The sequence below is a fragment of the Neorhizobium tunisiense genome (genome assembly GCF_039631515.1).
Classification (GTDB): Bacteria; Pseudomonadota; Alphaproteobacteria; order Rhizobiales; family Rhizobiaceae; genus Neorhizobium.
In genome coordinates, this window is sequence record NZ_JBDIUU010000002.1 from 488,826 (window position 1) to 512,318 (window position 23,493).

At 61.9% G+C, this 23,493-nt stretch carries 28 protein-coding genes; 19 read left to right on the forward strand and 9 right to left on the reverse strand.

What is annotated here, in order from left to right; genetic code table 11:
• Positions 1-162: 162 nt before the first annotated feature.
• Positions 163-750: a hypothetical protein gene (locus ABCW43_RS11390; protein ID WP_345924324.1), complete on the reverse strand. Its 588-nt coding sequence runs from the start codon at positions 748-750 to the stop codon at positions 163-165.
• A gap of 199 nt (positions 751-949) precedes the next feature.
• Here ABCW43_RS11390 and ABCW43_RS11395 point away from each other — a divergent pair, with 199 nt between their 5' ends.
• A complete protein-coding gene (locus ABCW43_RS11395; protein ID WP_345924326.1) occupies positions 950-2,905 on the forward strand; it encodes a DEAD/DEAH box helicase in 1,956 nt (651 codons plus the stop codon).
• Positions 2,906-2,996: 91 nt separating this feature from the next.
• Here the strand turns inward: ABCW43_RS11395 and ABCW43_RS11400 are convergent, their stop codons facing one another.
• On the reverse strand, positions 2,997-3,728 hold the full coding sequence (locus ABCW43_RS11400) for a dienelactone hydrolase family protein (RefSeq protein ID WP_345924328.1): 732 nt from the start codon (positions 3,726-3,728) through the stop codon (positions 2,997-2,999).
• A gap of 189 nt (positions 3,729-3,917) precedes the next feature.
• Here ABCW43_RS11400 and ABCW43_RS11405 point away from each other — a divergent pair, with 189 nt between their 5' ends.
• Positions 3,918-4,763 carry an MBL fold metallo-hydrolase gene (locus ABCW43_RS11405; protein ID WP_345924330.1) on the forward strand — a complete coding sequence of 282 codons (846 nt, stop codon included), beginning with the start codon at positions 3,918-3,920 and terminating at the stop codon, positions 4,761-4,763.
• Positions 4,764-4,787: 24 nt separating this feature from the next.
• Here ABCW43_RS11405 and ABCW43_RS11410 read toward each other — a convergent pair whose 3' ends face one another.
• The gene (locus ABCW43_RS11410) at positions 4,788-5,300 is read right to left on the reverse strand and encodes a pyridoxamine 5'-phosphate oxidase family protein (protein WP_345924332.1); all 513 of its coding nucleotides are present in this window, start codon (positions 5,298-5,300) and stop codon (positions 4,788-4,790) included.
• Between the two features lie 193 nt (positions 5,301-5,493).
• Between ABCW43_RS11410 and ABCW43_RS11415 the strand changes: the two genes are divergently transcribed.
• The gene (locus ABCW43_RS11415) at positions 5,494-6,240 is read left to right on the forward strand and encodes a YebC/PmpR family DNA-binding transcriptional regulator (RefSeq protein WP_105400236.1); all 747 of its coding nucleotides are present in this window, start codon (positions 5,494-5,496) and stop codon (positions 6,238-6,240) included.
• Between the two features lie 58 nt (positions 6,241-6,298).
• Here the strand turns inward: ABCW43_RS11415 and ABCW43_RS11420 are convergent, their stop codons facing one another.
• Together ABCW43_RS11420 and ABCW43_RS11425 are read right to left on the reverse strand one after the other, a co-directional pair.
• Entirely contained in the window at positions 6,299-7,300 is a 1,002-nt protein-coding gene (locus ABCW43_RS11420) for an LLM class flavin-dependent oxidoreductase (protein WP_345924334.1), read from the reverse strand.
• Positions 7,301-7,430: 130 nt separating this feature from the next.
• Entirely contained in the window at positions 7,431-8,849 is a 1,419-nt protein-coding gene (locus ABCW43_RS11425; protein WP_345924336.1) for a methyl-accepting chemotaxis protein, read from the reverse strand.
• A 191-nt stretch (positions 8,850-9,040) separates the two neighbouring features.
• Between ABCW43_RS11425 and ruvC the strand changes: the two genes are divergently transcribed.
• From ruvC to ABCW43_RS11480, 11 genes are all read left to right on the forward strand, one after another.
• Positions 9,041-9,550, forward strand: coding sequence for a crossover junction endodeoxyribonuclease RuvC (gene ruvC, locus ABCW43_RS11430; protein ID WP_113126741.1), 510 nt, complete (start codon positions 9,041-9,043; stop codon positions 9,548-9,550).
• A gap of 55 nt (positions 9,551-9,605) precedes the next feature.
• A complete protein-coding gene (locus ABCW43_RS11435; RefSeq protein WP_046632082.1) occupies positions 9,606-9,854 on the forward strand; it encodes an AbrB/MazE/SpoVT family DNA-binding domain-containing protein in 249 nt (82 codons plus the stop codon).
• A gap of 4 nt (positions 9,855-9,858) precedes the next feature.
• Complete coding sequence (locus ABCW43_RS11440; RefSeq protein ID WP_345924341.1) at positions 9,859-10,272, forward strand: type II toxin-antitoxin system VapC family toxin; 414 nt, start codon at positions 9,859-9,861, stop codon at positions 10,270-10,272.
• 12 nt (positions 10,273-10,284) lie between these two features.
• A complete protein-coding gene (ruvA, locus tag ABCW43_RS11445) occupies positions 10,285-10,902 on the forward strand; it encodes a Holliday junction branch migration protein RuvA (protein ID WP_345924343.1) in 618 nt (205 codons plus the stop codon).
• 45 nt (positions 10,903-10,947) lie between these two features.
• A complete protein-coding gene (locus ABCW43_RS11450) occupies positions 10,948-11,295 on the forward strand; it encodes an AbrB/MazE/SpoVT family DNA-binding domain-containing protein (protein WP_345924345.1) in 348 nt (115 codons plus the stop codon).
• Complete coding sequence (locus tag ABCW43_RS11455) at positions 11,258-11,617, forward strand: type II toxin-antitoxin system VapC family toxin (protein WP_345924347.1); 360 nt, start codon at positions 11,258-11,260, stop codon at positions 11,615-11,617. The genes ABCW43_RS11450 and ABCW43_RS11455 overlap by 38 nt, the downstream gene beginning before the upstream one ends.
• Positions 11,614-12,654, forward strand: a complete 1,041-nt coding sequence (gene ruvB / locus ABCW43_RS11460; RefSeq protein ID WP_345924349.1) for a Holliday junction branch migration DNA helicase RuvB — start codon at positions 11,614-11,616, stop codon at positions 12,652-12,654. The genes ABCW43_RS11455 and ruvB overlap by 4 nt, the downstream gene beginning before the upstream one ends.
• Positions 12,655-13,554: a metallophosphoesterase gene (locus ABCW43_RS11465; protein WP_345924351.1), complete on the forward strand. Its 900-nt coding sequence runs from the start codon at positions 12,655-12,657 to the stop codon at positions 13,552-13,554.
• Positions 13,555-13,559: 5 nt separating this feature from the next.
• The gene (locus ABCW43_RS11470; RefSeq protein WP_345924353.1) at positions 13,560-14,072 is read left to right on the forward strand and encodes an NUDIX hydrolase; all 513 of its coding nucleotides are present in this window, start codon (positions 13,560-13,562) and stop codon (positions 14,070-14,072) included.
• A gap of 163 nt (positions 14,073-14,235) precedes the next feature.
• Entirely contained in the window at positions 14,236-14,457 is a 222-nt protein-coding gene (locus tag ABCW43_RS11475; protein WP_345924355.1) for a hypervirulence associated TUDOR domain-containing protein, read from the forward strand.
• Complete coding sequence (locus ABCW43_RS11480; protein WP_345924357.1) at positions 14,450-14,815, forward strand: hypothetical protein; 366 nt, start codon at positions 14,450-14,452, stop codon at positions 14,813-14,815. Before ABCW43_RS11475 ends, ABCW43_RS11480 begins: the two co-directional genes overlap by 8 nt.
• On the opposite strand, the gene ABCW43_RS11485 is transcribed toward ABCW43_RS11480, so the two are convergent.
• The 3 genes from ABCW43_RS11485 to ABCW43_RS11495 all read right to left on the reverse strand — a co-directional run bounded on the left by ABCW43_RS11485 (position 14,799) and on the right by ABCW43_RS11495 (position 17,962).
• Entirely contained in the window at positions 14,799-15,686 is an 888-nt protein-coding gene (locus ABCW43_RS11485; protein ID WP_345924359.1) for an NAD-dependent epimerase/dehydratase family protein, read from the reverse strand. The genes ABCW43_RS11480 and ABCW43_RS11485 overlap by 17 nt on opposite strands.
• Entirely contained in the window at positions 15,683-16,495 is an 813-nt protein-coding gene (locus tag ABCW43_RS11490; RefSeq protein WP_345924361.1) for a glycosyltransferase, read from the reverse strand. The genes ABCW43_RS11485 and ABCW43_RS11490 overlap by 4 nt, the downstream gene beginning before the upstream one ends.
• Before the next feature lie 246 nt (positions 16,496-16,741).
• Positions 16,742-17,962, reverse strand: coding sequence for an NAD-dependent epimerase/dehydratase family protein (locus ABCW43_RS11495; RefSeq protein ID WP_345924363.1), 1,221 nt, complete (start codon positions 17,960-17,962; stop codon positions 16,742-16,744).
• 122 nt (positions 17,963-18,084) lie between these two features.
• Here ABCW43_RS11495 and ybgC point away from each other — a divergent pair, with 122 nt between their 5' ends.
• On the forward strand, positions 18,085-18,552 hold the full coding sequence (gene ybgC, locus ABCW43_RS11500; protein WP_345924365.1) for a tol-pal system-associated acyl-CoA thioesterase: 468 nt from the start codon (positions 18,085-18,087) through the stop codon (positions 18,550-18,552).
• An 8-nt stretch (positions 18,553-18,560) separates the two neighbouring features.
• Here ybgC and ABCW43_RS11505 read toward each other — a convergent pair whose 3' ends face one another.
• Positions 18,561-19,217 carry a lysozyme inhibitor LprI family protein gene (locus tag ABCW43_RS11505; RefSeq protein ID WP_345924367.1) on the reverse strand — a complete coding sequence of 219 codons (657 nt, stop codon included), beginning with the start codon at positions 19,215-19,217 and terminating at the stop codon, positions 18,561-18,563.
• Positions 19,218-19,591: 374 nt separating this feature from the next.
• Here ABCW43_RS11505 and tolQ point away from each other — a divergent pair, with 374 nt between their 5' ends.
• The 4 genes from tolQ to tolB all read left to right on the forward strand — a co-directional run bounded on the left by tolQ (position 19,592) and on the right by tolB (position 23,426).
• Positions 19,592-20,311, forward strand: a complete 720-nt coding sequence (tolQ, locus tag ABCW43_RS11510; protein WP_345924369.1) for a protein TolQ — start codon at positions 19,592-19,594, stop codon at positions 20,309-20,311.
• A 30-nt stretch (positions 20,312-20,341) separates the two neighbouring features.
• The gene (gene tolR / locus ABCW43_RS11515) at positions 20,342-20,797 is read left to right on the forward strand and encodes a protein TolR (protein WP_113126461.1); all 456 of its coding nucleotides are present in this window, start codon (positions 20,342-20,344) and stop codon (positions 20,795-20,797) included.
• A 10-nt stretch (positions 20,798-20,807) separates the two neighbouring features.
• Complete coding sequence (tolA, locus tag ABCW43_RS11520) at positions 20,808-22,040, forward strand: cell envelope integrity protein TolA (RefSeq protein ID WP_345924373.1); 1,233 nt, start codon at positions 20,808-20,810, stop codon at positions 22,038-22,040.
• A gap of 72 nt (positions 22,041-22,112) precedes the next feature.
• Positions 22,113-23,426 (forward strand): Tol-Pal system beta propeller repeat protein TolB, encoded by a 1,314-nt coding sequence (gene tolB / locus ABCW43_RS11525; protein ID WP_345924375.1) that lies wholly within the window; start codon positions 22,113-22,115, stop codon positions 23,424-23,426.
• Positions 23,427-23,493 lie beyond the last annotated feature (67 nt).

Below are 23,493 nucleotides of genomic sequence, written 5' to 3' on the forward strand. Positions count from 1 at the left end.
ACCCACTTGCCAGTCGGCTCTCGTTTGAGTTCTGCCTTTGCCATAACCTTTATATAGCGCGCAATCGTCGTTAGTGCGAGTCCGGTAGATGTTTTGATTGCAGGTCCTGATTGCATTACGTGGAGGCTGTGCCACCCTTCCGGCGTTCTGCTAACGTTTCTGCTAACGCAAAAGCCATCCTTCGAACTCCGCAGTTGTTTTCACCTCTCCATCCAACACGGCCTCGTAGACGAGCGCGCTCGGGGCCGGCTTGCCGCCCTTCGGCGCATTGGCTGCGAGTTCGGCCTTGATCATGAGGATCGTTTCCCGCCCCGTGTCGGTCAAGCGGGGCAGGAGCGTTTTCAGGTGTCTGAGGTCGGGCTGGCGGTCCGGCTCGTCGATGAACCAGATGTCGAGATTCCAGTCCTCGCCCGTCTCCGTCCGGTAGGTGAGGCCAAGATAGAGGCCGTCCGGGTAGTTTTGCGGGTCGACATTCCAGACGCCGCTGTCGTTGCGGTAGCGTAGCGCGCCGACCCGCCTGTCGAGCATCAGTTCGCCGGCGATCTCGGCGACGGTTCGGCGGGTGGCGGGGTCCAGCCTTTCGCAGATGACGGTGATGTCGATGTCGCGGCGGACCATGAGGCCGAGCGCGGAGCTTCCGACGCGCACCGGATTTCCGGCCAGACGCAAGGCATCCTCGAGGCCGAGGGCGCTGACGATCGCATCCGCTTGCGCTTGCAGTTCGGCCTGCTTTTCGAAAATGCCGGACATGGCCTTCTCCGCTCGATTTCCCCAACGGACGATTTACGTCAGATATTAAGCTTATGGCGTCAAGAGCAGCCCTGACCGTCGCCCCACACGGACATGCGCTTTGACATTTGCCCTGCAAATAAGTAGGAACGGCCCAAGTTCGGCTGCGAGTGTTGCGGCCACAGCGCTTTGTGCGCGACAATCCGAAAGACAGATTTAGATGACCGACTACAACGGCGCCGTTCCGGCGATCGCCAAGGCATTGGCGAAACGGGGCTATGTTACGCTGACCCCCGTCCAGAAATCCATGCTCGATCCGGCTCTCATCCTCTCCGATGCGCTGGTTTCAGCGCAGACCGGTTCGGGCAAGACCGTCGCCTTCGGGCTTGCGATCGCACCGACACTGCTCGGCGACGCGGAGAAGTTCGGCCCGGCGCGGCAGCCTCTGGCCTTGGTCATTGCGCCCACCCGCGAACTGGCGATGCAGGTCACCCGCGAGCTTGAATGGCTCTACGAGATGACCGGGGCGGTGATCACCAGCTGCGTCGGCGGCATGGATATCCGCAGCGAACGGCGCGCGCTCGAGCGCGGCGCCCACATCGTCGTCGGTACGCCCGGCCGTCTCTGCGACCATATCCGCCGCAACGCGCTCGACATGTCGGCGCTCAAGGTCGCCGTGCTCGACGAGGCGGACGAGATGCTCGACCTCGGTTTCCGCGAGGACCTGGAATTCATCCTGGAATCGGCGCCCGCCGAGCGGCGCACGCTGATGTTCTCGGCAACCGTGCCGGCCGCGATCGCCAAGCTCGCCAAGAGCTACCAGCGCGATGCGGTGCGGATCGCGACCTCGGCCGAGGAAAAGCAGCATGTCGATATCGAATATCGCGCGCTCACTGTGGCATCCGCCGACCGTGAGAATGCGATCATCAACGTGCTTCGGTATTACGAAGCGACCAATGCGATCGTGTTCTGCTCGACCCGCGCTGCCGTCAATCACCTGACCGCCCGGTTCAACAACCGCAATTTCGCGGTCGTGGCGCTCTCCGGCGAGCTCACCCAGAACGAGCGGACTCATGCCCTGCAGGCGATGCGCGATGGCCGTGCACGCGTCTGCATCGCGACCGACGTCGCCGCCCGCGGCATCGACCTGCCGGGTCTCGACCTCGTCATCCATGCCGACCTGCCGAGCAATCCGGAAACGCTGCTCCACCGGAGCGGCCGCACCGGCCGCGCCGGCCGCAAGGGCATCAGCGCCCTGATCGTGCCGGTCAATGCCCGCCGCAAGGCGGAGCGGCTGCTCGGCGGCGCCGGCATTTCGGCGACCTGGGCCCGTCCCCCGTCGGCCGAAGAAGTGACGCGCCGCGACGACGAGCGTTTGCTGGCCGATCCGATCTTCAGCGAAAAGCCGCGCGAGGAAGAGCAGGATCTCGTCGCCAAGCTGGTCGAGAGCCATGGTGCGGAAAAGCTGGCAGCCGCGTTCGTCAGTCTCTACCGCACCAAATATTCCGCGCCGGAGGATCTGATCGAGATCTCCGTGCAGCAGGATGCCCGCAAGCCGCGCGAGCGCGCCGGCGGCGAGGGCGATTTCCCGATGACCCCGCGCCCGTCGCGCGACGAATTCGGCCCGGCCGTGTGGTTCTCGCTGTCGGTCGGCCGCAAGCAGAATGCCGAGCCGCGCTGGCTGATCCCGATGCTCTGCCGCAACGGCAACGTCACCAAGCGCGAAATCGGCGCGATCAAGATGCAGCAGGACGAAACCTTCGTCGAGATCGCCGCCGATCACGCCGATGCCTTCATGCAGGCGGTCGGCAAGGAGAAGGCACTGGAACGCGGCATCCGCGTCACTCGGCTGACCAGCGCGCCGGACCTCAGCCGCCCCGCGCCGGCCAAACCCTATGCCAAGAAGTCCTATGACGACCGTCCGAAGGAACCTCACGGCGACGACTGGGCGAAGGGCAAGCCGAGGAAGAACACGTCCAACGCGGCGGGCCCGGGTGGCCCCAGGGCGGCCGAGGCACGCGACGGGAAGCCGTTCAGCAAGGAAGGCAAGCCTTTCAACAAGGATGCCAAGCCGCTCCGCAAGGACGCCCAGCCTTTCAAGAAAGACGACAAGCCTTTCAAGAAGAAGGACAAGCCGAAATTGGCCAACAGCAGCAATTTCGAGCGCCGGAAGTAAGCCTGGCACAGCGTTGCCAACCGGAATTGCGAGATTTCAATGAGATCAGGGGCGGCCCGAAGCCGCCCCTTTGTCGTTTCGGAGGGGTCGTTCAGAGGGTCTCTTCGAACAGCGTCAGCAGGCGCTTGAAGTGGCGTTCGGAACCGTCCTTGTTGTAGACGCTGTGGTCCGGCACCGCCCAGCCATGCCCCATGCCGACATAGTTCTCGATGATATGGTCGACACCGCCGGTGCGAAATGCTTCGGCGAAGCGGGCGGATTGTTCCGGCGGAAAGCTGTTGTCGATGCCGGCGACGCCGATATAGACGCGCGCCTTGATCCTGTCCGCCAGCCTATGGGGGCTGTCCTGCGCCTCGCTTGCGAGATTGCCGCCGTGGAAACTCGCCGCCGCCTTGATGCGCTCCGGATAGTGGGCCGCGGCGGTGATCGCGCGGGCGCCGCCCATGCAGTAACCGACCGTTCCGATCGCACCGGTGACGCCTTCGGCTTCCAGCGCTTCGATGAAGGCGGCGCCGTCCTGCGCCGTCAGCGCCTGGGTGGCTGCCTGCATCATTGCCCTGATCTGGTTTTTTGAACTTTCCTCGCTGAAGGCGGTCCGGGCGTTGAACGGACCATATTCGCCGGAGCGGTAATAGAGATCGGGAACGAGCACGGTGTAACCGGCATCGGCGATCCGCTGGCCCATCCGGTAGAGCGCTTCGCGCGGTCCGAAGGCATCCATGTAGAGGATGACGCCCTTGGTCGTCGCCGCACCGTCTTCCGGCTTGATGACGGCAGCCTTGGCGGTGCCGTCCTGGGTCTTGATCGCAATGTCGTGCTTCATGAAAAATCCTCCTGCTCTTCCGATCCGGCTGCTGGCGGGCGCTGCCGATAGTTTTCAATAGTCAATTCCATGGCCTCGACCAATGACAGAATTGTGAGACGGGGCACGGCGATTGCGGCTGGACCGGCCTTTCGCATTGCCGCATGTTTTCGTCGGGAATGAGCATGAACGCAGTTCTTTGGGATCAGCATGATGCTACGGGCTCTCGCACTCGGTCTTTCCGGCCTCCTCCTGTCGGCTTTCGCAGCGCTCGCCCAGGACGGCCTGCCCATCAGCCAATGCCAGGCGATCGCGCAAAAGCTGCCCGGCGTTACCTTTGCGAGCTTCAATCCCTCGGGCCTGCAGTTCGCCCAGGCGAAGAAGAACCTGGCGCTGGCCGAGAGGGAAGAGGTGAAGATCACCTTTGTCGGCCATTCCACCTATTTCATCGAGACACCTGAAGGGATCGGCATCGCCACCGACTATAGCGGCGCCTACCGACCGTCGCGGCTTCCTGATGTCGCGACCATGAACAAGGCGCATAACACCCATTTTACGCTCAGCCCCGATCCCGGGATCAAGCATGTCCTGCACGGCTGGAGCGATGTCCCGGGCGAGAAGGCGCAGCACCGCGTCATAGTGGGGGATGTCTATGTCCGCAACGTCGTGTCGGATATCCGCAATTGGGGCGGCGGCATCGAGGAGAACGGCAACTCGATCTTCATCTTCGAGGTGGCGGGCCTTTGCATCGGCCATCTCGGCCATCTGCATTTCGAGCTGAACGAGGCGCAGTATACGGAGATCGGCCGCCTCGACATCCTGATGGTGCCGGTCGACGGTGGCCTGACGATGGGGGCGGACAGCATGAGCCGGGTGGTGCAGCGGCTGCGTTCGTCGCTGATCCTGCCGATGCATCGCTGGGGGCCGCCGCTCGACAATTTCATCGCCATGTTCGACGCCAAGTTCAACATCGCCTATGCCAAGGAGCCGACGATCCGGGTGTCGATGCGCAGCCTGCCGAAAAAGCCGACGATACTGGTACCGCAGGGGCTGTGATTGCCCCTGCGGCCTTTTTCCCGTTCAGTGAAACTGCGGGAAGGCGAGGTGCTGCTTGACGCCGACGTCGGGCATCTTCTCGTCATGCAGATTGGCCTTGGCGATCTCCCAGCCGAATTTCAGCGTGCTGTCGGTGGAGGCCCAGATTTCCGCATCATCGACCCGGAAGGCGAGCAGGGTCAGCAGCGGGTCTTCCTTGCCGCGCTCGTACCAGGCTGAGGTCACCGCGCTCCAGTATTCGTCGATCTTGGCGCGATCGTTGCGGATTTCCAGCGCGCCTGACAGGCAGGCGTGGTAGTCGTGGTTCTTGCCGATCACCACGAAATGGGCGCGGCTGCCGGCGCGGATTGCCCGTACCAGATCGGTATCGGCCTTGGTGAAGAACCAGATGGTGCTTGATTTCGGATCGGCATTCGGCGCCATCGGCTGAAAATGCATGTGCGAGCCCTCGATGCCGAGCATGCCGGCATGGATGTCGTTGATCTCGTCCCAGAGCTGACGTTCGGGCGCTTCGCGGGCTTCGGTAATGCTTGCCATGGATTGTCTCCTTTGCTGTTCGTCTCGGTGAACAAACGGCAAGGCTTTGGCTTTGTTCCTGGTCCTGTTCGGCAGTGCAGCGTCAGGAAAAGCCTTGCCTTACCCTGGAATGCCCTTGAACGGCTCAGGCTTCGAAATTATAAGGCGCCATTCCAGAACGAGTTCCAGAACAAGCTAAAGTGTCAGGGGTGCCATGGCTGGCCATTCACAGTTCAAAAACATCATGCACCGCAAGGGCAAGCAGGATTCGATCCGGTCGAAGATGTTTTCCAAGCTTGCGCGCGAAATTACCGTCGCCGCCAAGACGGGTCTGCCTGATCCGACCATGAACGCGGCATTGCGGCTGGCGATCCAGAACGCCAAGGCGCAGTCCATGCCCAAGGACAATATCGACCGGGCGATCAAGAAGGCTGCCGGCGCGGATGCGGAAAACTATGATTCCGTCCGTTACGAAGGTTACGGCCCGGGCGGCACTGCCGTCATCGTCGAGGCGCTGACCGACAACCGCAACCGCACGGCATCCAACGTCCGCTCGATCTTCACCAAGGCCGGCGGCGTGCTTGGCGAAACCGGTTCGGTTTCCTTCTCCTTCGATCACGTCGGCGAAATCACCTACAAGGCGAGCGTCGGCGATGCGGACAAGGTGATGGAAGCGGCGATCGAGGCCGGTGCCGACGACGTGACCACCGACGAGGACGGCCACACGATCATCTGCGCTTTCGAAAGCCTTGGCGAAGTCTCGAAGGCGCTCGAAGCGACGCTCGGCCAGGCCGAGACGGTCAAGGTGATCTGGCGGCCGCAGAACACGATCGAGGTGGACGAGGAGAAGGCGCAGTCGCTGCTGAAGCTCATCGACAACCTGGAAGACGACGACGACGTGCAGAGCGTCTATTCGAACTTCGAGGTTTCCGAAGAGGTCATGGCCAAGCTTTCGGCTTGATCCGTTCTCGACCTCACGATTTTACCGGGCGGGCTGGCATGACCAGCCCGCCTTTGTTTCAGGCTCTCACCTTTTCCATCATCGGCAGCGTCGCGAACAGTTCGACGGACCGCAACCGTGCATCGACATCGTGGATCGGCATGGAGATGATCAACTCGTCGGCGCCGGTTTCATCGAGGAACTCCCTGAGCTTTGCCTCGACGGTCGGGACCGAGCCGACCGCTGCGTAACGCAGCGTGTGCTCGACATTCATCTTCTCCATCGGCGTCCAGAGCCCTTCCATGCTGTCGACCGGCTTCGGGAAGCGGGTGCGGACGTTCTTGCGCAGATTGACGAACTGCTGCTGCGACGACGTGAAGTGACGCTGCGCCTCCGCATCCGTTTCGGCCGCGACGCCCATGACGCCGACCATCATGTACGGCTTTTCGAGTCCGAGCGACGGCTGGAAACGGTCGCGGTAGATCGAGATCGCTTCCATCAGCATGTCGGGCGCGAAATGCGAGGCAAACGCATAGGGCAGGCCGAGGGCGGCCGCGAGATGGGCGCTGTAGACGCTCGATCCGAGCAGCCAGATAGGCACATGCGAATCCATGCCCGGGGTGGCGAGCAGGCCCTGGTCCTTTTCCGGCGTGCCGAGCAGGCGCTGCAGTTCGAGAATGTCGTGCGGAAAACTCTCGGCGCCGGCATCGAGATTGCGGCGTAGCGCGCTGGCGGTGCGCATGTCGGTCCCGGGCGCCCGGCCGAGGCCGAGATCGACGCGGCCGGGCAACAGCGCTTCCAGCGTGCCGAACTGTTCGGCGATGACGAGCGGCGAATGGTTGGGCAGCATGATGCCGCCGGAGCCGACGCGGATGGTCTTGGTGGCCGCCCCCACATGGGCGATGACGATCGCGGTCGCGGCGCTCGCAATGCCCGGCATGCCGTGATGCTCGGCGAGCCAGAGACGTTTGTAACCCTGCTCCTCGGCTTTGATCGCCAGGCGGCGGGACTGGTCGAGCGCGTCGCTCACGGAATATCCTTCACCGACGGGTGAAAGATCGAGAATGGAAAAAGGGATCATCGGCACGTCCTGAAGGCGGAATAACTGACAGAGTGTTCCACTTATCTAGGCAGTCACGTCCAGAAATACGACCCTGCGGCCGACAGAAAAACAGGCGCCCAAAAGGGGCGGCATGCGGGGCCCTCCAGCTTCATGACTTGACCAGGCGCAGGTGCGAACCGGGCTTCGCGGGTTTGAGGCTTTCCGGGACCGTCACCCCTCCCGCGTTGAGGATCGTGACGGGCGTGAATCGTCCTGCATGATGGTCGATCGCAGCGATATCGCGGTTCATGCGGCCGAGCTTTGCCGTCAGCGCATCCAGGGCGCCGATCTGGTCGCGGCTCGCCTTGGCAAGCGTCGTCATCGTGGTTCTGGTGGCTGCGACGGCTTCGATCTCGGTGCCAGAGCTTGCCGCGAGTGCCGTCACGTGACCATGCAAGGCATCCGCATAGATCGTCATCGCATCCAGTTCTTGGCCCGCCTTCTCGACGGACTTGCCGCCGAGTTCGGCCGCTTCCGCCGACCTCCGGGACAGACCTGAGATTTCCTTGGCTGCCTCGGCAGCCCGCTCGGCAAGCCCGCGGATTTCCTCGGCCACGGTCTTGAGATCGATCTCGGCCTCACCCGAACGAGCCGCTTCGAGACCGGTATTAAGGGCGAGCATGTTGGCCTGGAAGGCGATCTCCCGGATCGTCGCTGTGGCGGGCTCGATCTTGAGCGATGCCTTGCGGATCGCCTCCATCGCCTCCGTTGCGCCTTCTATCATCTCCTTCGGCGGGCGCATGTCGAGCCGGGCATTGTTGGCGATTTCGGCTGCGTGCTGGACCTGCATCTTTCGCACTCTCAGCGTCTCGGCAAGCTTGCCGACATCCGCGGCTGTTCTGGCGATGGTTGCCGTCAACCGGCCGCCGGCCTCGGCGGTCTTCGTCATTTCGTCGCGAGCCTCGGCGCAGTCCGTGTGAAGGTCGTGGGCGCAGCTGCCGATCATTGCGAGCACGTCCTCCAGGATCGTCAGGGCGTGATTGAAATCGGCGCGCAGGCCCTCGTATCGTTCGGGGAACGGCATATCGATCCGCACGGTCAGATCGCCGACCGCCAGGCGCCGCAGGCCGCCGTCGAGCGCTTCGACCACTGTTCTCAGGTCGCGTGCCTCCTCTCTGGCGGCCGCAAGATCGCGCATGCGCGCTTGCGCCTCCTCCTCCTCTTCCTCCTGCCGCTCGCGCGCTTCTTCGTCCCTGACGAGCCGGGTGAGATGGTTGCGGCAAAGCCGCTCCAGCGCCCGGGAGATCGAGCCGATTTCATCGGTGCGCGCCAGGTGTTCGGGTGGCACCTCCGCATGGCCGGCGGCGATTTCCGACACGGTTCCGGCGACCTTGCGCAATGGAGCGGTGAGCGTGCCGGCCATAGTGACGGTGACGAGGGTCAGGGCGATCAACGACGCCGCGATGCCCAGCATCTCGAAAGGCGTCAGTTCATCGGCAACATAAAAGAGGAGCCCCGCAAGAATCCCATTCTGCGCCAGCACAAGCCCGATCACCTTGACGGATAGGGAATGATGTCTGCCTATCATGGCTGCCTCCTCACATTGCGTACAAGCCGCGATCTGCAACGCGCGAGCCGCTGGGGCGTTGCCGACCGGCGACCCGAAAGGGGGCAAACCTTCCCGACATGGTTACCAGAGGGTAAACCGTTCTCCATTCGCGTTTTCGGTTTGTTCACATTCTCGTGGCACTGGTTAGGGCATCAGGATAAGGTATGGGCATGACAGGCACGATTCGCATCATCGGCATCGACCCGGGGCTTCGGCGCACCGGCTGGGGCATTATCGAGACGCTCGGCAACAGCCTGAAATTCGTCGCCTCGGGCACCGTCACTTCCGACGGCGACATGGACCTCGCCTCCCGCCTCTGCCAGTTGCACGACGGGCTGGCGGAAGTGGTGCATGCCTACCAGCCGCACGAGGCGGCCGTGGAGCAGACCTTCGTCAACAAGGATGCAGTCGCCACGCTGAAGCTCGGCCAGGCGAGGGGCGTCGTCATGCTGGTGCCGGCGCGCGCCGGGCTGCCGGTCGCCGAATATGCGCCGAACGCGGTCAAGAAATCGGTGATCGGCGTCGGCCACGGCGAAAAGCAGCAGATTCACATGATGCTGAAAATCCTGATGCCGAAGGCGGAGTTCAAGGGCAACGACGCCGCCGACGCGCTGGCGATCGCTATCTGCCACGCTCATAATCGGGGCGGCCAGCGCATGCGCGCGGCACTTGCGGGATAGTTTGTTCTTGACTTGTTCTGGGTGGGTGGATAAGTAATACCTCAGAGGTATTACCATGCGTGTCACCGAAAAAGGCCAGGTTACGATCCCGAAAAATGTCCGCTCCAATCTGGGGATTGAACCGGGCAGCGAGGTGGAATTTGTTCTTCGCGAGGGTGAAGCCGTGCTTCGCCGTGTTGAGCCGTCTCGTGAGGAAGCCGAACGCAATGTTCGCATGCTCATGGATCACCTCAGGCGGCATCAAGGGTCCATGTCTCTCGGCGATATGAGTGGCGAGGAATTTTATCGTCTTCTGAGAGACTGATCGCATGGCGACCCTTGTCGATACCAATGTCCTGATCGACGTGTTCCACACGCGGAGCGCCTTCACCGAATGGTCGACCGAACAATTGGCGGCTGCCCAGACAAACGGGCCGCTGCTGATCAATCCGTTGATCTATGCGGAAATGGCCGCGGGTTACGCGACGAGCGAGGAACTGGAATCGGCACTTGCGTCCAGTCTTTTCCGGCGGGAGGATCTCCCTTGGGAGGCGGCCTATGCGGCAGGCCACGCCTTTTTGCAGTACCGTCGCCTGGGCGGGGACAAACGTTCGCCGCTTCCCGATTTCTACATTGGTGCCCATGCGATGGTCAAAGGCTACAGGCTGCTCAGCCGGGATGTCGCGAAGTACCGGACCTATTTTCCGCTGATCTCCATCATCTCCCCCGAAACCCATCCCTGACGGACATCCTTCATGATCGGCAAGCTCAAAGGCACTATCGATGAAATCGGCGACGACTATGTACTCGTCGATGTCCATGGCGTTTGCTACGAGGTGTTCTGTTCGTCGCGGGTGCTGTCGAAGATGGGTTCGGTCGGCGAAGCGGTGGTGCTGTTCATCGAAACCTATGTCCGTGAGGACCAGTTCAAGCTTTTCGGCTTCCTGACGGCGTTGGAACGGGAATGGTTCAACCTGTTGCAAAGCGTGCAGGGCGTCGGCGCCAAGGTGGCGCTCGCGGTGCTCTCCACCCTGACACCGTCCGAACTCGCCAATGCGATCGCGCTGCAGGACAAGACGACAGTCTCGCGGGCGCCCGGCGTCGGGCCGAAGGTCGCGGTGCGCATCGTCACCGAACTCAAGAACAAGGCGCCCGCCTTTGCCGGCGAGGCTTCGGGCAATATCGGCCTCAAGCAGGAGCTTGGCGAAGGTGTGGCCGCTGCACCGGTCGCGGATGCCGTCTCGGCGCTCACCAACCTCGGCTATTCCCGCGATCAGGCCGCGAACGCGGTTGCGGCGGCGCTCAAGAACGGCGGCGAGGGGGGCGACAGCGCCAAGCTCATCCGGCTGGGGCTGAAGGAACTGGCTCGGTGATTCCTTGCCTTTTGTGGAATCCTTACTACAATAAAAATGTAAGGAATGGAGCTGCTTATGGGCTACGGCGCGAAATTGACCTCTAAAGGTCAGACGACGATTCCGATAGAAATCAGGAAATATCTCAATCTTAGCCCAGGCGATCAGATGGACTTCATCATTGAAAATGGTGACGTCAAATTGAGGGCCAAGACGCGGAGCATCATGGAGTTTGCGGGTATTCTCGGCCATGCTCCCAACGGTGTCCGTTTGACCATCGAAGAAATGAGCGAAGCCGTGGCTCAAGCGGCGGCAGATGATGATCGGAGAATCGTGCGTGATTGGCATCGACACAAACGTACTTCTCAGGTTTCTGATGACGGACGATCCGAAGCAGTACGAAAGCGCAGTTGAGTTCTTCCGTTCAAGATCGGCAGAAAATCCGGCGTATATCTCGCTCTTCGTTTTTGCCGAAGCTTGTTGGGTCATGCGGAAGAGTTACGGCTACAAAAATCAGGAGATTGCGTCGCTGTTTCGGGGATTGTTGGAAAGCCGAGAGCTTGTCTTCGAGGATTCGGATCTTATAGGGAGCATGTTTCTGACCAATGGTTTCGGCAGGTTTGACGTTGCAGATTACCTCATCGCTGAGCTGGCAAAGAGAGTTGGCTGTTCAAAAACGGTGACTTTCGACAAAACTGCCGCGCGACATATACCCGGAATGGAACTTCTCGCATGAGTGAACCCGCCCGCCTGATAACGCCGGAAAAGCGGGGCGAAGACCTGGATACGACGCTGCGCCCGCAGTCGCTGGACGAGTTCACCGGCCAGGCGGAGGCGCGCGCCAACCTGAAGGTGTTCATCGAGGCGGCGAAGAACCGCGGCGAGGCGCTGGACCACGTGCTGTTCGTCGGCCCGCCTGGCCTCGGCAAGACGACGCTGGCGCAGATCATGGCGAAGGAACTCGGCGTCAATTTCCGCTCGACATCCGGCCCGGTCATCGCCAAGGCAGGCGACCTTGCAGCCCTGCTCACCAATCTCGAAGAGCGCGACGTGCTCTTTATCGACGAAATCCACAGGCTCAATCCGGCTGTCGAGGAAATCCTTTATCCTGCGATGGAGGATTTCCAACTGGACCTGATCATCGGCGAAGGACCGGCGGCGCGGTCGGTGAAGATCGATCTGTCGAAGTTCACGCTGGTCGCGGCCACCACCCGTCTTGGCCTGCTCACCACGCCGCTGCGCGATCGCTTCGGCATCCCCGTGCGGCTTGCCTTCTACACGGTCGAGGAACTGGAACTGATCGTCCGGCGCGGCGCGCGGCTGATGGGCCTGCCGATGACCGACGACGGCGCCCGGGAGATTGCAAGGCGCGCCCGCGGCACGCCGCGCATCGCAGGGCGGCTGTTGCGCCGGGTGCGCGATTTCGCCGAGGTGGCGAGGGCCGAGGCTGTGACGAGGGAGATCGCCGACGAGGCGCTGACCCGTCTTCTGGTCGACAATATGGGCCTCGACCAGCTCGACAAACGTTACCTCAACATGATCGCCGTCAATTTCGGCGGCGGGCCGGTCGGTATCGAGACGATCGCTGCGGGCCTGTCTGAACCGCGCGATGCGATCGAGGACATCATCGAGCCGTACATGATCCAGCAGGGGTTCATCCAGCGCACGCCGCGAGGCCGCGTTTTGACCGCAAACGCGTGGAAACATCTGGGAATGCAGCCGCCGAAGGATCTCGAGGCCGCACAGTTCCGGATGTTCACCGAGGATGACTGAGTGCTCACAAGGCGGACTTTGCTCAAGGCCTTTGCCGGAGGAGTTGCGGCCCTGTTCGCTCTGGCCGCCTATCCTTTCGTGGAGGTGATGGCACGGCCGCGGCTGACGCAATATGCCGTCACGCCCAGGCGATGGACGCCGGGACTGAAGCTTCGCGTCGTCGTCCTGGCGGATTTTCACGCCTGCGAACCCTGGATGAGCCTCGACCGCATCGGATCGATCTGTTCGGCGGCCAATGCGCTGAACGGGGATGTCATCCTGCTGCTCGGCGATTACGTGTCGGGAATGAACCTGCTGACCGAACATATTCCGTCGGCGGATTGGTCACGGGCGCTCTCGGTGTTGAAGGCGCCGCTCGGCGTTCATGCGGTGCTCGGCAATCATGATCATTATGAGGATTTGTTCTTCCAGAGAAATCCCTTCACTGAGAATATCGCGGCGGCTGCACTGAGGGCTGTTGGAATACCGACCTACATCAACGAGGCCGTCAGACTAGAGAAAGACGGACAATCGTTCTGGCTGGCGGGTCTCGGCGACCAGATGGCTCCGCGCCCCGGCAAAGACCTCAAGCAGATGAGGTTAAGGGGCATCGACGATCTTCCGGGAACGCTCGCGCAGATTGACGACGACTCGCCGGTGCTGCTCATGGCACATGAGCCGGACATATTTCCGCAGGTGAGCGAGAGGGTCAGTCTGACGCTTTCGGGTCACACGCATGGCGGCCAGATCAATATCCTGGGCTGGCAGCCCGCCGCGGCATCGCAGGGCTCGCGGCGTTATCCGGCCGGACATTATCGTGAGGGGGAGCGTGATCTCATCGTGTCCCGGGGGCTGGGCTGTTCCATCCTGCCGGTGAGAGTGGGCTCGAGGCCGGAAATCGTCGTGATCGAACTGGGGTAAACCGCATGGCAGGGCGCACTCGCATCCGTATCAAGACCAAGAGCAAGCGTATCTTCCAGATGCGGATTGCCGGGCTAGGCTTCCGGGATGGTCATGTGTTGGTGCACCGGGCTATGGACGAGGCTTTCTGGACCTTTCCGGGCGGACGGGCGGAGATCGGCGAAACATCGGAAGAAACACTCAGACGCGAGATGGTCGAGGAAATCGGCGTCGAGGTGACGGTCGGTCGGCTGCTCTGGTCGGTCGAGAATTTCTTCCACTATGAAGACCGCGACTGGCATGAACTCGGTTATTACTATCTGATGGACATCCCGGAGACGTTTCCCTTCCATCCGACGGACATCGTCCACCGGATCAAAGACGAACACGATCTGGAATTCAAATGGGTTCCGGCGACGACCGCGGCGCTGAGGGCGCTCGACATCCCGCCCTACTTCATCGCCGAGGAGATCGAGAACCTGCCGGCCAGTCCGCGCCACCTCGTATGGCGCGACGGCGATCTCGACCTGAAATCCTAAGTTCGCTCCTTTTCGGCCCTTCGGCCGGACCTGAAAGCTTGCCATCTCCGATCGTCGGCGCGGGCGGGTCAGCGCCCTTTCCGCCCGCGCCTTTTGGTCTGCGCGCATTCCGGCTGGAACATCTGCGCATCGCTTGCCGTTTCTCCCCCGAAAGGAGAACGCCATGCAGAAGATCGAGATCGGAAACGAGGTCGCGTGGACCTGGGGGCGATCCGAGGCCGAGGGCAGGGTTACCCGGAAATTCACCAGCGACGTGGAGCGCCGGATCAAGGGCAAGACGATCAAGCGCAAGGCGGATGCCGATGGGCCTGCGTTCCTCATTCGCCAGGGAGACCGTGACCGCGTTCTCAAAAGCCAGTCCGAACTGAGGAAGACCCATGGATAGCGAGATCCCCGATCACATTCCGCCCGCCGAAGTGGCGGAGGCGGCAGAGAAAGGCTTGAAACTGCGTTCGCAGTATCGTCGCGGCGGCACGATGGTCGGAGTGGCGCGAGCCCGCGACCTCAAGAACCGAAGATCGCTCTCGGAAAAGACGGTGCGGCGGATGGTGAGCTATTTTTCCCGCCACAAGGCGGACAAGCGGGCCGAGAATTTCGGCGACGACGAAAATCCGTCGACCGGGTATATCGCCTGGCTGCTCTGGGGTGGCGATGCGGGCCAGAAATGGGCCGAGGAGCACAAGCGGGCGATCGAAAAGGCAAAGAACGAGGCAAAGATGCGGCGCTTCACGCAGTCGCATTGAGAGCGGCCGCAAGCTCCGCGATCGTTTGCCGCAAGAGCGGCGCGCCGCCCGGCAGCCAGCCGAGCGCCCTCAGCTTGTCCGTCGACATCACGTTGACGGCGCTACGATCTGCCGGCGACGGCAGGTTGCGACGGTGACCTGCCAGATAGCCGAGGATTTCGGCGGTGTCGGTCAGAATATCCGACGCGTTGAAAACCTGGCCGGCGATCTTGCCGGTTTCCGTTTCCAGCATGAGACGAACGGCGGCCGCGACATCGCGGCCGTGGATTTCCGTGCCCGCACGCGACGGAACCGGCCGGCCTGCCAGGTAATCCGAAAAGAGAGCGTCCCATTTGTTGGGGCGAAGATTGCCGCAGACGCCGGTAAGCCTGAGAGAGGATGTCGCAAAGCCCGGGGCCGACAGGTGTGACAATGCCCGCTCGGCGGAGAGCTTGATCTCGCCGTAGAGGCTGCCGGGCTCCAAGACCATATCTTCGTCAAGCAGCGTTCCGGCCGGTTGTCCGTCATAGACGGCCCTGCTCGAGAGGAAGACCGCCCGGCGGGTGCCGGCCTTCCTGGCGGTCTCGAACAGCTTGACGGTGCCATCGAGGTTCAGCCGGCGGAAGCGATCTGGATCGTCGCCTTCGCCGCCGCGGTATTTTCCGGGCAGATGGTCGAAGGCGGCATGCACGAAGAAATAGGCCTCGTCGAAAGCCTCGGTCTGGTCGAGGGCGGGATCGAGCGAGAGGGGCGCGAATTCGACGGGTTTGGAAAAGAAGTCAGGCGCCGGCGGCGTGCGGCCGCCGACAATTACCCGATATCCGGCATCGAGCAGGCTTTCGACGATGTAACGCCCGACCAGGCCGGTTCCGCCGGAGACCAGAACCTTCATGGCGTCTCTCCCGGTTTCGGCAGGGTGGAGAGGGCGGGGATCTCGCGGCCCTCGTAAAACGCCTGCCAGAGGTCGATCAGCGGCCGCAGCCGGTCCGCCTTCGGGTGATCCCTCTCCCACGGCTTCTCATACTGGTAATGTAGTACCCCGATGCTTTCCCAGTCCCAGAGATCGGGCATGTTGAACCAGACATATTGCAGCATGTTCGTGAACACTGGCAGTCCATGCCAGTCGGGGAAGAAGGTCTCCAGAAACGTCTGGTCCGTCCGTCGCCAGAAGGCGTTCGGCTGGTCGAGCGCCGCAAGCATCCTGTCAAAAGTCTCCGCCGATGGTTTGGCGACGAAGACGCCGGAGTTCAGGCGATGGAAGTCCGCGAGGCTTTCATAGACGTTGGGGGCGGCGGAGAATTCCGGATAAGAAAACAGCTTGTCGATCGGTTTCAGCACCAGGGCATCTGCATCGATGAACACGCAGGTCTCGTAGTCGGTGAGCTGCCAGAGGCGGAGCTTGCAGAAATTGTCGAGTGGCGTGTGGAAATCCGGCTTGCGGCCCCTGGTGAAGGGGGCGGCGCCATGCAGGTTTTTTCGCTGATGCCGCTCGTTGAAGGCGTCGGAAAGGGGCAGATGGCCGACCTCGACCATGCGGCAATCAAGGGTCTCGAGCGCGGCGAGGGCAGGGCGCTCGACGCCGCCGGTATGGAGGACGACGATATCGGCCTCAGTGCCGGTGCGGCGGATGGAACGGGCCAGCGCGGTGGCGCCCATGGCGTAGTCGGCATTGGTGACGAGGGTGACGAAGGCGTTTGTCATGAGGTTGGCATCCAAAGGATCAAGGTCATTGTTCCGCAGGGGCCCCCATCCGCCTGCCGGTACCTTCTCCCCGAGGGGAGAAGAGATTTGTGGTTGCGTCGCGATCCTATGCGCCGTCGCATTTGATTCGAGGATATGCATGCGGCAGATTTCTTCTCCCTAGCGGGGAGAAGGTGCCGGCAGGCGGATGAGGGGCCCATGCGGCACAACCTCGCCACTGTCTGTCGCGGCGCAGGCCTCATGTCTTCACGACACCGACTTCAACCTCACACCCTCCGGATCATGCTCCACCTTCGCGGCAATGTCCCTCGTCCAGGCGGAGACGGCCGGAACGCGTGATCTGTCAACGCGATAGGCATATTTCTTCGCAACTTCGACGATCTCTTCGAGCAGTCCTTCGCCGAGTGTCGTCGGGTCGAGACCGAGACCGAGGAATTTTTCGTTTCTTACCGTCAGCTCGTTTTCCGGTGCTTCCTTGCGGGGGTTCGGCAGCCAGGCGATCTTTGAGCCGGTCATTTTCGAGATCATCTCGGCAAGGTCGCGCACCCGATGGGTCTCCGTCATCTGGTTGAAGATCTCGACCCGACCACCGCGGGCGGGCGGGTTGTTCAGCGCGATCTCGATGCAGCGAACCGAATCCTGGATGTGGATGAAGGCGCGGGTCTGGCCGCCGGTGCCGTGGACGGTGAGCGGGTAACCGATCGCCGCCTGGATGAGAAAACGATTCAAGACCGTCCCGTAATCCCCGTCATAATCGAATCTATTGATCAATTGCGGGTGGCGGCGGGTCTGTTCCGTATGGGTGCCCCAGACGATGCCCTGATGCAGGTCGGTGATCCGCAATCCGTCGTTCTTCGCGTAGAACTGGAAGAGCTGCTGATCGAGGCATTTTGTCATGTGGTAGATGGAGCCGGGATTGCTCGGATAGAGGATTTCCTGGGAAACGGTGCGGCCGTCGGCCGTTTCAATGCCGACCGGGAGATATCCTTCCGGGATCGCGGCGCCGACTGTCGAATAACCGTAGACACCCATCGTGCCGAGATGCACGAGATGCGCGTCGAGATCGAGTTCGACCAGCGCATTCAAGAGGTTGTGGGTGGCGTTTACATTGTTGCTGACGGTGTAGTTCTTGTGCCGGTCGCTCTTCATCGAATAGGGCGCGGCCCGCTGTTCGGCGAAATGGATGATGGCGTCCGGGCGGTGTTTTGCCAGCCAGCCCTTCAGGAGTTCGTAGTCTTTCGCAAGATCGATCAGGTGGAAATGGATGCGGCGGCCGGTCTCGGCATGCCAGATGCGGGTGCGTTCCTGGATGCTGTCCATCGGCGTCAGCGACTGGACGCCGAGCTCGGTATCGATCCAGCGGCGGGAGAGGTTGTCGAGGATGTGAATGTCGTGGCCGGCGTCGGACAGGTGAAGCGATGTCGGCCACCCGACGAAACCGTCGCCGCCCAGGACTGCAATCTTCATGAGTTGGTCTCCGCTGGTTTTCGATTGATTTCCTGATAGGGAGGATATGTGACAGGACGTCAAAACTGGGGCGGCATTGCGCGCTTATCCAGTGGAGTGGCTAGAATTTCCAAGGCAAGACCATGAAGGAACACAATTTTTTGTTATCGGGCGAATTGTTGGAGAGCGGCCATCGCCTGGCCCAGCGCGTCTATTATGAAGACACGGATTTTTCCGGCCTCGTCTATCACGCACGCTATCTGCATTTCCTGGAGCGCGGCCGCACCGACTATCTGCGCTGCCTCGGTTGCGAGCAGAGCGCGCTGCTTTCCGCCGACGAAGAAGGCCTGGTCTTCGTCGTCCACCGGATGGAGATCGACTTCAAACAGCCGGCCCGCATGGACGATATCCTGATCATCCAGACGATCACCGAAAAAGCGGGCGGCGCCAAGATGGTGCTCAACCAGGAAATCCGTCGTGGAGACACGCTGCTGATCGCCGCGAAAGTGGTGATCGCGGTCATCAACAGGCACGGGCGTCCGCGCCGGCTGCCGGAAAGCGTGGCGGAAAAGTTTCTCGGGCGCCCCACGGAACAGGTCAACCCGGTTTAGGACGGGACCTACAGGCCGCCGCAGGCATGCTGCGAGTCGGCCATTGCCCAGCTCTGCCCGGTGCGCGCGTTGGTGACGAAATATTCGCGGCCCCGTTCGTCGCCCTGCGGGCAGCGTTTGGGGATGGAAATCAGGCACATGGTTACCTTGTCGCCGGGCTTGGAGGCGATCAGCGCCTCCTCGCGGGCATAGGAAACCTGATAGCCCTCATTGGCGTATTCGATACCGGTTCCGGCGTCGTAATCCTCGTCCTTGACGGGATCCTGGCCGACCCGCGGATGGACCGCCGTGACGTTGGTGACGGAGCATTGGCCGATCTTTGCGGGCAATGTGGGGGAGGGCTTGGCCCGCCCGCCGGCGATCGTGCTGGCGGTGATGTCAGCGGGAATGCTCTTGGGCCCGCCGAGCTCTCCAAGGACAGCAATATACGTGCTCAGAACGCAGGATCGGTCGGAGCCGCAGGATGACCGGCTGCTCGTGAAATCGCGCAGAACCTGGCGGGTCTCGGCCTTTTTCTCCCGTTCAGCTTTTTCCTGGACCCGCGGAAGCAGCGTGTCCAGCGCCGAAAGGAGGGGATCGTTGCAGACGATCCGTTCATCGGGCGAGGGGACACCCTTGCAGTCGACCGAGGCGGCATAGGCCGGCGCCGCAATCAACATCGTCAAGGCTATCATCATTGCGCGCCACATGGTGTGTCCCCGAGAATCCGATTCTCAGAGTGTCATAACCCGTGAATGAGAAAAAACTAAGTTCGAAGTCACCGGCTTTCCTTGCTCCAACTTCAAGTGATCTGGGAACTCGCGATTGCAAGGCCTGCCTAAACCTTTCGTTAACGATAATGGTGTCTTACTGAGACATGAGGAATTTGTGCAACGCACGCCTTCCTTTGACCAAAATTGAAAGCGAGAAGCCAAGCTTGAAGCTCAGGGTATCTTGGGGTTAGGGCTAAGCGCTTCCGGCGATCAAAGACATACTCGCGAGAGCGCGCTTTTGAACCGCCCGGTCCTTAAAGCCGGGCGTTTGGATTCGGGGATAGTAGATGGAACAGGTAGGTTTGGCGGCAGCGGCGAGCGAAGTGAGCCTCTGGTCGCTGTTCATGCAGGCCGGTCTGGTCGTCAAGCTGGTGATGATCGGCCTTATCGGCGCATCGGTCTGGACCTGGGCGATCGTGATCGACAAATATATCAGCTTCGGCAAGGCCAAGCGCCAGTTCGACCAGTTCGAGCAGGTCTTCTGGTCCGGTCAGTCGCTTGAAGAACTTTACCGCACGCTGTCGGAGCGGACCAATACTGGTCTTGCGGCGATCTTCGTCGCCGCCATGCGCGAGTGGAAGAAGAGCTTCGAGCGCGGCGCGCGCTCGCCGATCGGCCTGCAGATGCGTATCGACCGGGCGATGGACGTCACCATGTCGCGCGAAGCGGAGACCTATGAGGGCCGCCTCGGCTCGCTTGCGACGATCGGCTCCGCCGGTCCCTTCATCGGTCTGTTCGGTACCGTCGTCGGCATCATGACCTCGTTCCAGGCGATCGCCGGTTCGAAGTCCACCAATCTCGCGGTCGTCGCGCCCGGTATCGCCGAAGCGCTGCTCGCCACTGCGATCGGCCTCGTCGCGGCTATCCCCGCGGTCATCGCCTACAACAAGTTCACCGCCGATGCCGGCAAGCTCTCCGCTCGCATGGAAGGCTTCGCGGACGAGTTCTCCGCCATCCTGTCGCGCCAGATCGACGAGAAGCTGCAGCCGCGCCAGGCGGCGCAGTAAAAGCCTTTCGGGCTCAAGGAGTAACGTCTCATGGGTATGTCGGCCGGAGGAGCAAAGTCATCGGGTGGCGGTCGTCGCAGGCGCGGCGGACGTCGCGGGGGAGCGATCAGCGAAATCAACGTGACGCCGCTCGTCGACGTCATGCTCGTGCTGCTCATCATCTTCATGGTGGCGGCACCGATGATGACCGTCGGCGTGCCGATCGACCTGCCGGAAACGCAGGCGAAGGCGATGAACGCCGATACCCAGCCGATCACCGTCTCGGTCAATCCGAAGGGCGATATCTATCTGCAGGAAACGCCGATCGCCCTCGACGAGATCGTGCCGAAGCTGCAGGCGATCGCGACGACCGGTTATAACGAACGCATCTATGTGCGCGGCGATACGACCGCCGCCTACGGCGTCGTGATGAAGGTCATGGCCCGCATTTCCGCCGCCGGTTACAAGAATATCGGCCTCGTCACGCTTCAAGAACAGGCGAAGTGATCGAACCACCATGAAGGTCAGTCTCGGCACATCGCTGGTTCTGCATACGGTGGTGCTAGGCTTAGCCCTGGTCTCGCTCAGCGCTCCTGCGTCCTTCGAGGTGGCCGACGTCGAGGCGCTGCCCGTCGATATCGTGCCGGTGGAATCGATCACCCAGACCCAGCAGGGTGACAAGAAGGCGCCGCCTGCCGCGAAACCTTCGCCGAAGGAAACCAAGAACCAGAAGATCGTCGACAACGCCCAGAACGCCGGCGAGAACGATGTCGATCTGAAGACACCTCCGACGCCGGTGACGAAGCCGCAGCCGACCGAAACCACGGCGGCTCCCAAGCCGGTGGAACGGCCGACCCCGACCCCGACGCCGGAACAGAACCAGGTCAAGGACATCGTCAAGGAAGAGACGGCTCCGAAGCCGACGGAGATGGCTGCCCTGCCGCAACCCAAGCCGGAAATCACGCCGCCGAAGCCGGAACCCACTCCGCCAAAACCCGAGCCAACGCCGCCAAAGCCGGAGGCCGCCAAGCCGACGCCCGCGCCGGTGCAGGCCGAGAATACGTCAGAAACGGGAGAGTTGCCGCAGGCGGTTCCGACGCCTGCCTCCAGACCGCAGCCGCCGAAGCCCGAACCGCCGAAGGAGCAGGCCAAGCCCGTCGAGAAACCGGCTGAAAAGCCGGCCGAGACGAAGCCGGATACGGCCAAGGCGGCCGAAACCGCCAAGACCGACAACAAGGCGACCGCATCCGTCAAGCCGTCCGACAAGAAGGAAGGCAAGCAGCAGGAAACCGCCAAGTCGTCGTCTTCCATGGCGAGCGATTTCAACGCCGACCAGATCGCCGCTATGCTCAATAAGCAAGAGGCAGCCGGCGGTGGTGCCAAGCGTTCGACGCAGGTCGCCAGCCGCGGCGATACCAAGACGATCGGCACCGGCCTCAGCTCCAGCGAGATCGACAACGTCAAGGGACAGATCCAGGGCAACTGGTCGCTCGTCGGCGGGCTGACTGGCGTTTCCGAAGTGCGTGTGAAGATCCGAGTCCAGCTCGATCAGTCCGGCAATATCGTCGGCGAGCCGGAGGTGACGGCGACCGGTGGACCGGAAGGAACCCGGCGTGCGGTCGAGGGCAGCACGCGCCGCGCCCTTCTGAAATCCGCGCCGCTCAAGAATTTGCCCGCCGCAAAATATGAAGGCGAAAAAGGTTGGAACGTTTTGGTGCTGAACTTCGATCCGTCGGAGTTCGCATTGTGAGCCGGCAGGTATGGAACCGATGACACGGAACCTGCCCCGAAACTCTGGTGTTAAGCTGAAAGGCTTGTGTAAATGATCAAGAGCTCTTTTTTCCGCGCCGTGATGGTGGCCGCGGGGATGTTGACGGCCTTCATGGCCGCCACCCCGGCCAACGCTGTCGTCGAGATCAACATCAACAAGGGTAATGTTCAGCCGCTGCCGATCGCGGTGACGGATTTCCTGTCGAACAACGAGCTCGGCCCGCAGATCTCCCAGGTGATCGCCGCGGACCTGCAGCGCTCCGGGCTGTTTGCGCCGATCAACAAGAGCGCCTTCATCGAAAAGATCGCCGATCCCAACAAGGCGCCGCGCTTCGAGGACTGGAAGGTCATCAATGCGCAGGCGCTGGTGACGGGCCGTATCACCCGCGAAGGCGACGGGCGCCTGCGGGCCGAGTTCCGCCTCTGGGATACGTTTGCCGGCAGCCAGATGACCGGCCAGCAGTTCTTCACCCAGCCGGAAAACTGGCGCCGCGTCGCGCATATCATCGCCGATGCGATCTACAAGCAGATCACCGGCGAGAACGGCTATTTCGACACCCGCGTCGTGTTCGTTTCCGAAAGCGGACCGAAGACCGCCCGCCAGCGGCAGCTGGCGATCATGGACCAGGACGGCTTCAACGTCCGCATGCTGACCAACACCAAGGATATCGTGCTGACGCCGCGCTTCTCGCCGAGCCGGCAGGAAGTCACCTACATGTCGTTTGAGGGCAACCAGCCGCGGGTCTATCTGCTGCAGCTGGAGACCGGGCAGCGCGAAGTGGTTGGCAATTTTCCGGGCATGACGTTCTCGCCGCGGTTCTCTCCGGATGGCCAGAAGGTCATCATGAGCCTGCAGCAGGAAGGCAATTCCAACATCTATACGATGGACCTGCGCTCGCGTACCACGACGCGGCTCACCTCGACGGCCGCGATCGACACGTCGCCTTCCTATGCGCCGGACGGTGGACGCATCGCGTTCGAAAGCGACCGCGGCGGCCGGCCGCAGATCTACGTGATGAATGCCGACGGCTCCGGCCAGACCCGCATCTCCTTCGGCGACGGTTCCTATTCGACGCCGGTCTGGTCGCCGCGCGGCGATCTGATCGCCTTCACCAAGCAGTCGGGCGGCAAGTTCTCGATCGGCGTGATGAAGCCGGACGGCTCGGGCGAACGCATCCTGACCAGCGGCTTCCACAACGAAGGTCCGACCTGGGCGCCGAACGGTCGCGTGCTGATGTTCTTCCGCCAGAATGCCGGCGCCGGTGGCCCGCAGCTCTATTCCATCGACTTGACTGGCTATAACGAACTCCAGGTCAAGACGCCGTCCTACGGTTCGGACCCCGCGTGGTCGCCGCTGCTCGAATAGGGCATTTGGGCAAAAGAGGCGGTTTTGCGCCTCTTTCCCGCCTCAATCTGCTGAAAATGAACGAAAA